This is a genomic window from Paenibacillus sp. JJ-223 (assembly GCF_927798175.1).
In the GTDB taxonomy this organism is placed as follows: Bacteria; Bacillota; Bacilli; order Paenibacillales; family Paenibacillaceae; genus Paenibacillus; species Paenibacillus hubeiensis.
Genome location: NZ_CAKMMP010000018.1, coordinates 80,584 through 93,466, shown reverse-complemented (window position 1 = coordinate 93,466; position 12,883 = coordinate 80,584). Strand labels below are relative to the sequence as shown.

Sequence of the window (12,883 nt, the reverse complement as noted above, 5' to 3'; positions counted from 1 at the left end):
AAAAAACGAATCAAGCAGCCGCACTTCCCTGTTTCCACATGCAGCTGCTTGGTCCAGACCTTGTATGCTCTTCTTTTCACCATTCTATTCGATACTTTTCAACGATTCAATCATATTGATCTTCGTCACTTTTACCCTGAGCAACAAGCTGCATAACGCGGTTAACAAAAAGGCAAAGAGGACGGAGACCAGTATAACGGAAGGGCTCAACTGATCTGGAATTTGTTGATGGGTGCTCGACAGCGCCTTTACCACGATGGCATAAAAATAAATGCCCACAGGCAGGGCGGCAATGACCGCAAAGGCGGTTAATATCCCGTTTTCCGCAAAGATAAGCCTGTTTATTTTGTGTTTGGGGTAACCCAATACCTTCAGCGTGGCAAGCTCGCGTTTCCGCTCGTAAATGTTGATGGAAGATATCGTGTATACGGCGCCGAAGGAGAGCAGAACGGCACTGATGATAAACATGATGAACATAAAGCGGTTTTGTTTGATGATATATTCCGCCGATGTCTTTAAGTCCGTCTTGTCCGCAATGCTCTCCACCTGCTGATTCTGTTCAAAGAAGCTGCGGATGCCGGCAAGATTCGAAATATGATCGCTTTGAACCAAAAGCGAGGTCGGGCTGTAGCTGATGTTTAAACTGTCCAAATACGCTGGCGTGACGTAAAAGGATGGGTTGTTATATTGGTCTGAAATCTTTAGAACCTGCATATCCACGGTCTGGTTCCGATACTTCGGTTCTGTGAGCTTGAGCTGGATGGTGTCTCCTTCTGCAATGTTATAACGATCTGCATAGGATTTGGGCACAAGCGCCCCGTGATCCTCCAGAAAAATTTCATTGCCGTGTTCGTCATAGAAATGAATGAGAGAGTTCTCTTTCTCCGTTGCCATCAACGTGGCATTTTCCTTCTCATTCCCTTTTACCAATTCAACAGGCAGGGCGGACAAAAAATAATGGTGTTTGATGCCGGAGGGCAGCTGCACCGTATCCGCAGACGAATCCGCCTTATAATCGACCTTGAAGTCATAGGTGTGTACCTTTTCGATTTGGTCGGCTATTTTTTGCAAGGCAGCCTGCGTCCCTAATGCAGTGATTAACAGCACGGTGCTTGCAACGATGCCGATGGAGCTGGCCAGCGCTTTTCGTTTATTTAAAAACAAATTTCTCAAAATGAGCTTATGGCTGTAGGACGTCCGGCGCCACAACCCCGGAAAACGTTCGATAAACAGCTTTTTCATCGTTCTTGGCGGTTTGGGACGCATCGCTTGGGCTGCACGCTCTCTCAGGATGCTTCTACCGCTGAAGTACACGGACAGGAGCCCGAACAAAGCGGAGATCAGCATGGGCGGTATAAGCGAGAAGAATGAAAGTGAATAGGAGATGCCAGGCAATGCATAAGACCTTGCACTGGACGCCGTTACCAATGGAATGAACACCGCAGCGGCGATGACACACCCCATGACCGAACCTGCAATGCTTATGAGCACGGGGTATCCCATGTAGTGAAGCATGATGTTTCTGTCCTTGACCCCCAAGGCTTTCATAATCCCGATTTGATGCCGCTGCGAATCGATCGTCCTGGACATCGTAAGAAACAGAATGATGGCTGAGATCAAAAAGAGGACTAAAGGGATCACCTTGCTCATCATGCCATTGTTGTAAATCGTTTGATGAATCTGAGCGTAACCGAATGATCGCTCTTTGCTTAATTGGTCCAAGTAGGAAAGATTTTGGGATTGTCCTTCGATGACCTGGCCCAACTGATCCACGTCATAGCCTTCGCTGGCATCAACGAGCAATTCGTTATAATACAGGCGGCCTGTACCCGAAGCCTCGGCGATCGCTTCTTCTGGAATATAAGCAAATCCGTAGGCGGTATGGTCTTGCGTCGCATTTTTTTTCACATACTCCACATTTTCGACCAAACCGCTGATCGTAAACGCAAGCTCTCTTTCGTTCGCCACCAAATGAATCGTCTCGCCGACCTGATAATGATGCGCTTGGGCATAGTGGGCATCCACGATGATCTCGTTTTTCTGTTGGGGGATGCGCCCCTCGATGATCTTAGGGGTATTGATCCGGTTGTCCGCGGGAATCGAATGGATCTTCAACGAAGTTTTATCCCCTTCGACATGCTGCGTTGCGTCCATAGTGTACCGTGCTTCGATACGCTCGATGCCTTCCACTCGGCTTAACCGAGCGGCGTCTTCTTGGGAAATATGATCGTAAACCACGTTCAAATCACTTCGATTATGCTGCGTGAAATAAGCTTCGATATACGCACGTTGCTCTGTGCTATAGCTGTTTAACCCCGCATAGAAAAACGCCCCCACCGCGACCACCAACGCCAAAGCTGTACATTGAACGAATGATTGTTTAACGTCCCTGAGCAGCTTCACGGCTAATTTCGTCATCATCATCACCATTCGATGCTTTCAACGCTTTGTTTATTGCCGTTTATCGTTACGCTTTCGATTTTCCCGCTCTTGACCCGGATGATTTTGTCCGCCATCGGAGCGATTGCTGAATTATGAGTGACCAGAACGACGCATTTTTTCATATTCCTGTTCACGTCTTGAAGAAGCTTGAGGACCGATTTGCCTGTTACGTAATCCAGGGCGCCGGTTGGTTCGTCGCAGAGCAGGAGCAGCGGATTTTTCGCAACAGCTCTGGCGATCGCGACGCGCTGCTGTTCTCCTCCGGAGAGCTGGGAGGGAAAGTTATTCATGCGATGCTTCAATCCGACTTGTTGTAAAAGATCGGCGGCATTCAGCCCGTTGCTGCCTACTTCAGTGGCAAACTCAACATTTTCCAGCGCATTCAGGTTCGGGATCAAGTTGTAGAACTGAAATACAAAGCCGACTTTTTGGCCCCGATAGGCCGTTAATGCTCTCTCGCTGGATTGGGTGAGATCCTGATCGCCAACGATCACATGACCCGAGGTAGCCGTATCCATGCCGCCGAGTATATTCAGAATCGTGCTTTTACCGGCACCGCTTGCGCCCAAAATAATGACGAACTCTCCCTCCTCGATGGAAAATTCCGCCCCGTCCAGAGCTCTGATCTGCACTTCCCCGATGTGGTATTCCTTGCTCACCTTCTTGAATTCGATGAACGTTTTCACTGCATCCCTCTCCTCGCATTGAATTTTCTGTCGGCCTCGATGTGCTTTATCTCCATGTTACACTCTATGGTAAATGAGGCACCCGGCAAGGGATGTATTCCTCCATCAGCCCCAAGAAGGATTTCGTTTGAAACCCCACTTATCAATCACACTAGGGCACTGCGAGTACAGCCCCCTCTTCCGATTGGTCCTGCCTCTCCGTTAACGTGTGAACATTTGGCAGTTTATGTCGGACGCAAAAAGACCGCCATCCACCAAGGGATTGCGGGCATTCATCTTCATGAATCATTAGACGTATTTTATGGCTCTATGGTAAAATAGATCTCGAATATCCATTTCAAAACGAGGTATAAAAAAATGATCATCTCACATAATCTAGCAGCTTCAAATACGCTAAGAAGATTGCAGGAAAGCTCGAAGGCCGGTTCGAGTCGAATGGAGAAATTATCCTCGGGATTGCGGATCAATAAAGCAGCCGACGATGCGGCAGGATTGGCGATATCCGAAAAGATGCGGGCGCTAATCAGGGGCTTGGAGCAGGCCTCCAGAAATATTCAGGACGGTACTTCACTCATTCAGACTGCCGAGGGGGGGATGGATGAAATCACCAGCATTTTGCAAAGGCAGAGAGAACTGATCATACAGGGCTTAAACGATACATACACCGATCAGGATCGGCTAATGATTGACCAGGAATTACGTCAGCTTACGAATCAAATCGACAGCATTTCGACAAACACAGAGTTTAATACCATCAACTTATTGGCGAGAGACGATTACGAAATACTTGCCGATCGTTCCAGCAGCAATACCGTCCATACCGTCAGCGATCCGCCTCCAACAACAACAATACATAAGTCCGTGGTATACAAACGACCGGGGGAGGCCGAAGAACCAAGGCATCTTGTAAGCAGTACGCAGACATCCACAACAAGCAGCACACATTCCAATACCAGCACCATTACGCCGATCGTTTCACCGGATTCAAGACAGGGGTATAACGAATATACGGTCGACACCAACACAACCACTGTCACAGATACAACAACGACGATCCATGAAAGCCTGATGCTGTCCAATGACCCTAAATATTCGGAACCCAGTTATTGGCATTCCGTTGGCACGAACCAAACCAGCTTCGGTCCGGAAGGCTTTGCCGATGTATATGGTTCATTGTTCGAAAACGTTGAAGTCGACGGCAGCACGAGAGCCCTGGAATATACCTCACGCAGTAACCCCCGAACTGTTCCGGCTTGGGACTATATGTCGTTTCCCGGGACCAATCTGTCCATAACGAGATTCCGAACCGTTTTGCCCGATAACTCCATGGAAATTAAATATGTCATTAATAATGGCGATCCATCGGACTCCAGTTTTAAACTGAGCAACGCAATGAATCCTCCGGTGGATTCTGTTGTCTATGATGCAAACGGAAATCCGTTTCTGGCCGGCACGAGTGTGATCACTCCCCCGTCCGGTAACACGCTTACTATGACGGGAACGGATGCCAACGCATCCATCACGTTTGACGATTCACTTGGTTTTACCTCCCCGACGGGGCTGACGGTAAATAATCCGGCGGGGGGAGAGCCTCAAGTTCATTTTGACTGGGATCTGACGATCCCTGGCGGTTCAAGCATCACTTTGGGTTTCTCATACGGACCTTTTTCCTTAAACATGGATGTGTTCGAATTCACCCGTGAAACGGAAGTAACCCAACATATCGAAAGAACCGTAGTTACGGATATTACGGATATCGACTATATACCGCCCAAGATTGACATTCAAACGGGAGCCAACGAAGGTGAATCCGTAAACATCCCTCTCTTCAATGTAGATGCCGAAGGCTTGGGGCTCACCGATATAGGACTGTTACCACCGTCAGATCCTGATCAAGCTTTGGTCCAAACCGACCGTGCTCTGGAGAAAGTGACGAGTTATCGCGGCGTATACGGGGCTCTACAAAACCGGTTGGAACATACATTAAACAATACGAACATTTCCACCACCAATTTGATCTCGGCGGAGTCACGTATTCGCGATGCCGATATAGGCAAAGAATTGTTGGGTATGACCAAATCCAATATTTTAACTCAAGCCGCCCAAGCGATGTTGGCGCAAGCCAATCAGAATCCCCAAACCATGCTGCAGTTATTAAAATAACGGAACATCTTACGCACAAATGCCCCGTCCACATTGTTGGAAGGGGCATTTGTCTATTCCATTAACTTAAAAGCGTCTAACTTAAAAGCATCTAACTTAAAAGCGTCTCCGAAGCAAGCGTAAACCCTTCGATCGCGACATCCTCGTCGACTTCGATCATGATGCAGCGTTTTCCTTGAAAGTTCACCTGTTTCACATATCTTAAATCCTGCGGGCTCACCGAGATCGTAGCAACCTTCGTTTCGATTTTAATGGATTTGGACGTAAACTTAGGCATGACGCTGGTCGCTTTCATTTCGTAGTTTCTGTCGTCCACGATCGTTTCGAAGGCACGCTCCACCTTTTCGCTCGTCACGTCTTCTACGCCGCTTGCGGTCAGTACGCGCTCCACGTCTTTAAAATCCAGCTTCGCAGGTTCTTCCTCATGCGCCTCTTCGTTGCTTTCGATGACCCGGTTGATCTCCTCGTACACCTGTGCAATGGTCGCTGCGTCGAGCTCTTCGCCGGCTACTTCCTTCACGATATCTTCGAAGATCGCCCGTTCTTCAAGGGCCGTCACGGACCTTTCTCCGTTCAACACCTGTTCGACAAAGTGCGGGTCCGGGAAATTCGATTTGCCCGTACAATACAAAATGCGATTCACGTCGGAATAGTTGTCCGTCACGCTAGGATACAGGAACCCCTGCTCCGGCGTGCTCAGCTTGATAATCGGATCCACGATGACATTATATCTGAACTCCCGCTCCACATAATCGAACAAGAGCGTCTTCTTTTGTTTTTCCGTCGAGTTCACGCTGGACAGAATGAAGGGATGGGCAAAAACCTCGTTCTTTTCGCTCTCTTCGGTTGCCTCGTTTCTGGCCTTGGTCGGCAAATAGTATTGTCCCTTCACGAATGTGACCACCATATCCCGCTCATACTTGGCATCCGCCAACATTCTCTCCACGAGCATCAGCATCAAGTCCTGCCATTCCTCGGGATCGCCGGTCACGAGTGCCTGGTGGAGCAATACTTGCGCCGGTTCTTCCGCATCTTCCTGAAACTTCAACTCGAACAACTTCTGATCCAGTTCGCCGGTCAGCAGTTTTTTGAAATTGCCCATGTACAGCTCTTGCTTCTCCCGATCTACCAGCTCGAACGGCAGGCGCTCCCAGTGATAGATTTCATTGGTTTCCTTCGTAATATAGACATTGAGAATATCGTAAATATTCAGTAAATCGTGATCCAGCTTAAATTGCTTGCGAATATGCGCGATTTCTTTTTTGTTCATATGAGGTTTGGCAGCTCCTTAGAAATATTCTTGCTTATCGTATAAGTTGAACGAATGATTTTTACACGGAGCCACTACGTGGTCAGAACCATCTTCCGATCGCTGTTATCCCCAGATTTTTTTGATCCCCTTTGTTCAAGGGGAAAATCTGGTGATAAATGCGAACGCTTCGCTTCTCCAGATTCTTTCTGCCCTCTTCGTTATCGTGTAAATGTCTGGTCCAACTCATATAGTATAAATTATTGAGCGAAAATTTGTTAACGATCTTGCGGCTTGACAACGCTGCGTCCGGGCTCTCCATTCTTCTGCTCCTGATCCTCCAGCAAAACGATCTGCTCGCCCCGCTGCTGCCGGATATGGATGTTCTCCCTGCCCCAGGAACACATCACTTCGACGATCTGATTGGCGGTCACGCCGTATTCCGTGAGACGATATTCGACTTTGGGCGGCATCTGTTGGTACACGTAGCGCTGGACGATGCCGTCCTGTTCAAGCTCGCGCAGCTGCTGGATCAATACCTTTTGCGAAATGCACGGAATGCCCCGCTGCAGTTCGCTCGTTCTTTTGACGCCGGACATCAGCAAACAGATGATCAGCGCCTTCCACTTTCCCCCGATGATTTCCAGCGTGGCCTCGATGCCTAAATGGTATTGCTTCATGCACGGACACCTCGTTCATTCTGGTCTTAACCGCATGGGCCTGATCCTCTATTGTTGCATATTTGACCACCCTAGTCGAGTACATACCTTGAGGTAACTACCTTACTTCATTGTGTGTATTTTCTTTTCTACGGACCTGCAACATAATGGGGTTATTCCAAATAAACGAGGCAAGGCACATCCAAATACACATTTGAATTTTGGCCTGTGAAAGGATTTGAACGATGAAAACACTGGTGATTTTGGCACATCCGAATATAGAGGCTTCGAGGGTCAATCGGCGCTGGAAAGAAGAGCTGCTGAAGTATTCGGACGATATTGCCATACATGAAATTTACAAAGCATACCCCGACTGGAACGTTGACGTTCCGAAAGAACAAGAGCTGCTGGAAGGGTACGACCATGTGGTCTTTCAATTCCCAGTCTATTGGTACAGTTATCCCCCGTTATTGAAAAAATGGTTCGACGATGTGTTCGCGCACGGCTGGGCTTACGGATCGAAAGGCGACAAGCTCCAAGGAAAACGGTTCGGGCTTGCCCTGTCCATCGGCGACAAAGAGGAAAATTACCGTCCAGAGGGCTCGGTTTCGTTTACCGTGGATGAAGTGATCGCTCCGTTCAAAGCCAGCGCAAAACATGTGGGCGCGTCGGTGCTCCCCTATTTCGCCGTCTTTGGGTCTTCGTTTCAGGCCAGCGATGAGCACATCGACCAAAGCGCCGAACAGTATGTCCAGCATATTTTGAAAGACCAGCAATATAGCGTTTCTTGATTCATTTTCGATATTTGTGATAAAAAAAAGCTCCCTGCTCATCTGATCCAAGATTTGCAGGAAAGCCATGATTGCGAATGAAACATGGAGGTACGGAAATGCTCCGCAACTCCATGTTTTATGTTGCTCTGTTTCGGCGCCTTTTACCGTTTCAAGCACCGTTATGCGAGGAACCCGCCGACCATGTGTACCCGGGTCCTTTTCATTCGAACAATCGCTGATGCTGATGAAAGAATTGATAAAAAAATCGTACATTTTCCAGTTCGTACCATTCTGCCGTCTGCAAAACCTTGGCATCGAGATTGTAGATCTTCGCATGAAGCGTTCCGAGAACAAAGGGAGAATGCGAAGCAATGACAAATTGGCAATCGAAATACCGCGCCAGATCGTTCATCTGCTCTGCCAGCTTGATTTGGTTCGCCGGAGAAAGCGACGTTTCCGGTTCGTCCAACAAATACAGCTGCCCGGGAAGCAAATATTCCTCAAAAAACTGCATCGAGGTTTCCCCATTCGAATATTTCTCCTGCGCGAATTGAATGTTGGCCATTTGCTTTTTGAATTCATACGACTGCTCCAGTTTCTCTACCTCTTCCCTGCTCTTCCCCTGTACGGCCTGCTCATATAACAATCCCTCGCGCAGCACGCTGGACTGCTGTATTTTCTTGATTTCATACAATATATCCTCTGACTTGATGTACCGGCTCCCATCGGGAAGCTTGTATATGCGACGCTCCTGATCATCATGCCCGAGTTCGTAGCTGCTTTCCTCAATAAAGCGCTGGGCATAAATATTGTGGCCGTAACTGGTCATTCGCTCAGAGCCCGTAATTTCCAATTTATTAGCGATTAAATTCAGCAGGCTTGATTTGCCGGAGCCGTTGCTGCCATATAATACGGTAATCCGGTCAAACAAAAGAACCTCCCCTGCAATGTGCTTGAACACATGATCGGGATAGATATTGGGATTGCTGGAGATATACGGGGAAAGTTTGAAGCTCCCTAGATACAGCATCGTCTCGCTCCCCCTTTCGGAAAATCATGCGAGTTTGGCACTCGTGTTGGCCATTATTCTATGGTGTAACCGTTCCGCCCAAGTACCGTTCATTCTACTCAAGCACAGTCCAAATATCCAATGCCGACAAACGAATGGCCTCATGCTCATGATTCCGGTAAGCTCTCAAACGGTCAGCACAAGCCTCATCCCACAATAGCGCCGTTCCGGCAGCCTTCAGCAAAGAAAGCCCGATATACTGAGCCGCAAATGACTGCCGTGCTCGCAATCTGTCCACGAGATCCAGAATCGTCTCCGGTCTCCAATACGCCTTGCTGGCATTTACTGCCTGCGTTATTTGTCTGTAGGCGTAATCCAACAAATGCGGGTGGGTGTCCGCCATTTGAATAACCGGTTCCAGCCGTACGTCAGCTTTATCCGCCTGGTTCCATTCGACAACCGCCAAATATAGCTTGATTACGGCTGGTTTCATCGTTTCTTTGGACTTGAGGACATCGATCATGCCTAAATATAGAGGAATGAGCACCCGCCTTGCATTTTGGGGCAGCGCGGCAAGCCTGTCCACCAATGCCAGCAAACGTTGTCGCTCCGGAACATCCCGCTCGGCGGCAGCGTTCCATTCGGCCTTCGTCTCCGTGTCGGCCAACTGCCTGCCGACGCCGATGACCTGATCATTCACTTTTCCGTCACGGCAGGCCGCAATGAGGGTATCCAGCGCGGTTTTCCACCTGGCATTGTCCTCCAAATCAATGATCGCTTTGCCCGCGGAGGCCGCGATCGTCTCTTCGTTTCCGTTCACCCAAAGGCTCATCGTTTGGAAAGCGGCTTTTGCCACAACGGCATCGTCATGGTCTGCGATTTCGGTAATCAACTGCAAATACCTTGGTCGATCCTTTTCGGGAAGCTCCCCGGAATGCTGGTTCAGCAGACTTCGTGCGATGTCCCGCTGCGGGGAAGAAGCCATGGTGCCCAGCATGGTCCAGCTGCGTTCATCGTCCAGACATTGTCTTGCGGCATGGCCTATGGCGATGACTACATCTTTGTGTACATTCGGTTTCTCGTATTCGCGAATGAGAAGCGTCATGCTCTCACTGCTTTTATAAGCACCGAGCAGCCGGATGGCCTCTTTTCTGACCGTAATTTTCAATTTCTCCCGATTCAGCAGGTCCGAAAGCAGCGACGTCAACAACACCGGGCTCACCCTGCGCATGCATCTAGGGATCGAATACATGGCGACACGAGCACGGTCTCCGTCCAGGTTGTCCAACAACACAGGCAGGGCCTGCTCCGGCTCTTCCCACAACGAATAGGCATAAAGCGCTGCTTCTACAACATGCACTTCCTCGTCCTGCAACAGGACTTCCAGTTGATCGGAGCAATAATCGGGCATGCTTGCCAAGCTGCGCATCGCGGATGCACGTTCATGGAAACTCCGTTTGCCATCCAGTGCCACCCGCTCCAGCAGGGATGCGAGCGCCTTTTGCTGGCGCGGCAGCCACCGATGAAACCCGTTATGGGCAGGCACAACATAAATCGTTTTACCCGACAAGTGTTTGCCTTTGATCACTTTCCCCGAGATGAAGGGGTCGAGCCATTCCTGGCGCTTCAGGTGCAGATGCATAAATACGTCGTGGAACGAGATAAAGGATGGATCTCTGTCCAGCAGTTCTCTGACCCTCTCATCCCGCGTTTTATACGGAAGCAGCCAATAGCGGACTGCCTGAGTCGACACCGTTTTGGCATACACCAGTTCCTCCAGCAAAAGCTGAAGCTTGGGCAATCGCTCCACCGCTTTGCCGAACGAACCAGCCATCCGCAGGACCACATTATCGTTTTCACGCTTGTTGGCTTCCACGCCAAAGGCATAAATCGTCTCGAACAACGTTTCCAGTGCACGGCTTGGCATGCTGTCCCAGTCCATGGAGAAGAGCGCAAACTGCCCGTCCCGCATAGCCAATCTTCCAAACGTTCTCAAGGCGAACTGGAACAGATCGCTCTCCGGTTCCAATGCGTGTTCTCGCAGTATGGCAAAAGCCAGCTTCTCCGTGGCAGACCTGGTCCCATATGACGTATCTCTGGCCTCGATCACGCTATCTACCAGCAAAGTCAGGTCGTCGATATGCTCTTCCGTAAACATGGGTGTGGGGCAGTTTGACAGTTCCGCCATAACCGTGCTGCGTACCGGGTCTTGGTCGTTTTTGACCCGGGTCAGGAAACGCAGCGTTTCATCCATCCCGCGCCTTGATAAAGCGGTGCTTCGAATGAGATGCCCGTAGGCCGCAGCACGCTCATCCGCATTGGACACCTGCACGGCTTGCTCCAGCTTCTCCCTAGAATGAGCAATTAATCGGCGCGCCGTCATTTCGAGCATGTTGTCCCGATCATCCCGAATATCGCGCAGTTCCAGCATGCGGGCGGCTTCTTTATCGCGCAGTCGATGCGGCAGCACGTCCAATAGCTGTTTAGGGAAAACGCGCGTCTTGCGCTCGTTCTCCGGATATGCCGCATCAAATATCGCCGCACGGCACGACGGCGCAAGTGCATCCAGCACCTTGGCGACATGCAGGGGTTGATCGGCGAGCAATACTGTCAGCATTGTCCATTGTGCTGCGGTGAACCATTTTTTCTTTTTCAAAACGCCTGCAGGCACGCCATGACTTAGAAGATACCCTCGTGCCTCCTCCCGGGTCAGCAGCTCGAATACGCCTTCGGGATTCGTCTGAATCAGAATGCCCAATTGCCGTTTGAGCACGGGGTGAATCGTATCCGTAGGTCCGTACTTCAACGCACATTCCAGAACGGCCGCCGGTCTTGAGACGCTTAACACTTCGATCGCGGAAGAAAGTCTCCACCATATATATGCCTTTTCTTGATGCGTGGCGTTCTGCAAAGATTTCTCCAAATAATCCGCAACCAGTTCGGGATAACGCTCCGTTAAGATCCGCCAATTTCGCAGCGCATACCCAAGCTCCGGAAGCCGGCTGCGAACCGTCTCCTCGCTGCATACAGACAAGATCAACGAAGCTTCTTGCGCGCCCCAGCGGGCAAGCACGAGCGGCAGCAGTCGTTCCGCCCAATCCTGACGATATGTATTCACGATGCTCCGCAGCAATTGACGGCGGCCATGGTACGACAGCGAAACCATTGCGGCTTCGATCGAATAATTGGAATCTGTAACGACTTCGGGCAGCAGCCCGGCAGCCCGTCCTCTAACGCCTGCTTTTGGATGCTCAAGGGCAAGCAAAACAGCTTGGGCATCCTTCACTACGCTGGCACCACTTAAAGCCAGATGCGCCTCATAGGCGGTGCCGCTTTCCAGTAAAGCGATGAGCAGCGCAGAATACGCCGCCTCGTCTTGATGCTGACGCCCCAAAAGCGCAATGTGCTTCATTCTTTCCGAGTAACCGAGCGAATCCAGTTCTTCGAGTACTTGCTCTTTGTCAAACGGATTATGGTTCAATGTCATGATGGGTGTATCTCTCCCTTCTATGTCTTGTAACCGGATGAAAGCACCCGTGCAATTATTTCGCACAGAAGCTCGAAAGGTTATAACTTCTGCGCAAGCGCGGGCTTCTCCTGTTTAAAGGCCTTGTTTCGCGAAGGCTTATGCCTTGGATTAGACTCTTATGAGCAGCCTCAATCATATAGGCGGATCAAATGTTTTTCCCATAAATCCTTGCAGTATATATGACGTAAGGACGTGCAATGAAGTTTGCTCAGACAGACCGAAACGCTGCATAAAAAATAGAGATGACTTCCGGCCCCTTTCACGGACCTTCGAGTCACCTCTATTTGCTCAACAAGTTTGCTATTCAAGTTCAGACACAGATCAAGAAAGTGTTACAACCATAGAGACTTATTCAGCAACAGCAGGGTACAAA

Annotated in this window: 8 protein-coding genes; 2 read left to right on the top strand and 6 right to left on the bottom strand. The window is 49.7% G+C overall.

The genetic code is table 11. The annotated features are described in order from the left end of the window. Positions 1-84 precede the first annotated feature (84 nt). Together L6H98_RS26325 and L6H98_RS26320 are read right to left on the bottom strand one after the other, a co-directional pair. A complete protein-coding gene (locus L6H98_RS26325) occupies positions 85-2,424 on the bottom strand; it encodes an FtsX-like permease family protein (protein WP_236420720.1) in 2,340 nt (779 codons plus the stop codon). After that, a complete protein-coding gene (locus L6H98_RS26320; protein WP_236420656.1) occupies positions 2,424-3,128 on the bottom strand; it encodes an ABC transporter ATP-binding protein in 705 nt (234 codons plus the stop codon). Before L6H98_RS26320 ends, L6H98_RS26325 begins: the two co-directional genes overlap by 1 nt. A gap of 357 nt (positions 3,129-3,485) precedes the next feature. Between L6H98_RS26320 and L6H98_RS26315 the strand changes: the two genes are divergently transcribed. After that, a complete protein-coding gene (locus L6H98_RS26315) occupies positions 3,486-5,291 on the top strand; it encodes a flagellin (RefSeq protein ID WP_236420655.1) in 1,806 nt (601 codons plus the stop codon). Positions 5,292-5,382: 91 nt separating this feature from the next. Here the strand turns inward: L6H98_RS26315 and L6H98_RS26310 are convergent, their stop codons facing one another. Both L6H98_RS26310 and L6H98_RS26305 read right to left on the bottom strand, forming a co-directional pair. Continuing rightward, positions 5,383-6,561 (bottom strand): DUF4317 domain-containing protein, encoded by a 1,179-nt coding sequence (locus tag L6H98_RS26310; protein ID WP_236420654.1) that lies wholly within the window; start codon positions 6,559-6,561, stop codon positions 5,383-5,385. Positions 6,562-6,818: 257 nt separating this feature from the next. Continuing rightward, positions 6,819-7,220: a helix-turn-helix domain-containing protein gene (locus L6H98_RS26305; protein ID WP_236420653.1), complete on the bottom strand. Its 402-nt coding sequence runs from the start codon at positions 7,218-7,220 to the stop codon at positions 6,819-6,821. A 224-nt stretch (positions 7,221-7,444) separates the two neighbouring features. Here L6H98_RS26305 and L6H98_RS26300 point away from each other — a divergent pair, with 224 nt between their 5' ends. Beyond that, entirely contained in the window at positions 7,445-7,990 is a 546-nt protein-coding gene (locus L6H98_RS26300; protein ID WP_236420652.1) for an NAD(P)H-dependent oxidoreductase, read from the top strand. Between the two features lie 202 nt (positions 7,991-8,192). On the opposite strand, the gene L6H98_RS26295 is transcribed toward L6H98_RS26300, so the two are convergent. Together L6H98_RS26295 and L6H98_RS26290 are read right to left on the bottom strand one after the other, a co-directional pair. Beyond that, the gene (locus L6H98_RS26295) at positions 8,193-9,002 is read right to left on the bottom strand and encodes an AAA family ATPase (protein ID WP_236420651.1); all 810 of its coding nucleotides are present in this window, start codon (positions 9,000-9,002) and stop codon (positions 8,193-8,195) included. A 94-nt stretch (positions 9,003-9,096) separates the two neighbouring features. Further along, on the bottom strand, positions 9,097-12,468 hold the full coding sequence (locus L6H98_RS26290; protein ID WP_236420650.1) for a HEAT repeat domain-containing protein: 3,372 nt from the start codon (positions 12,466-12,468) through the stop codon (positions 9,097-9,099). Positions 12,469-12,883: the final 415 nt, after the last annotated feature.

What these genes read in the sequence shown, in the direction of transcription:
- L6H98_RS26325 (WP_236420720.1), bottom strand. Translation starts at nt 2,424, where the DNA reads ATGATGATGACGAAATTAGCCGTGAAGCTGCTCAGGGACGTTAAACAA.
- L6H98_RS26300 (WP_236420652.1), top strand. Translation starts at nt 7,445, where the DNA reads ATGAAAACACTGGTGATTTTGGCACATCCGAATATAGAGGCTTCGAGG.
- L6H98_RS26295 (WP_236420651.1), bottom strand. Translation starts at nt 9,002, where the DNA reads ATGCTGTATCTAGGGAGCTTCAAACTTTCCCCGTATATCTCCAGCAAT.
- L6H98_RS26305 (WP_236420653.1), bottom strand. Translation starts at nt 7,220, where the DNA reads ATGAAGCAATACCATTTAGGCATCGAGGCCACGCTGGAAATCATCGGG.
- L6H98_RS26310 (WP_236420654.1), bottom strand. Translation starts at nt 6,561, where the DNA reads ATGAACAAAAAAGAAATCGCGCATATTCGCAAGCAATTTAAGCTGGAT.
- L6H98_RS26290 (WP_236420650.1), bottom strand. Translation starts at nt 12,468, where the DNA reads ATGACATTGAACCATAATCCGTTTGACAAAGAGCAAGTACTCGAAGAA.
- L6H98_RS26315 (WP_236420655.1), top strand. Translation starts at nt 3,486, where the DNA reads ATGATCATCTCACATAATCTAGCAGCTTCAAATACGCTAAGAAGATTG.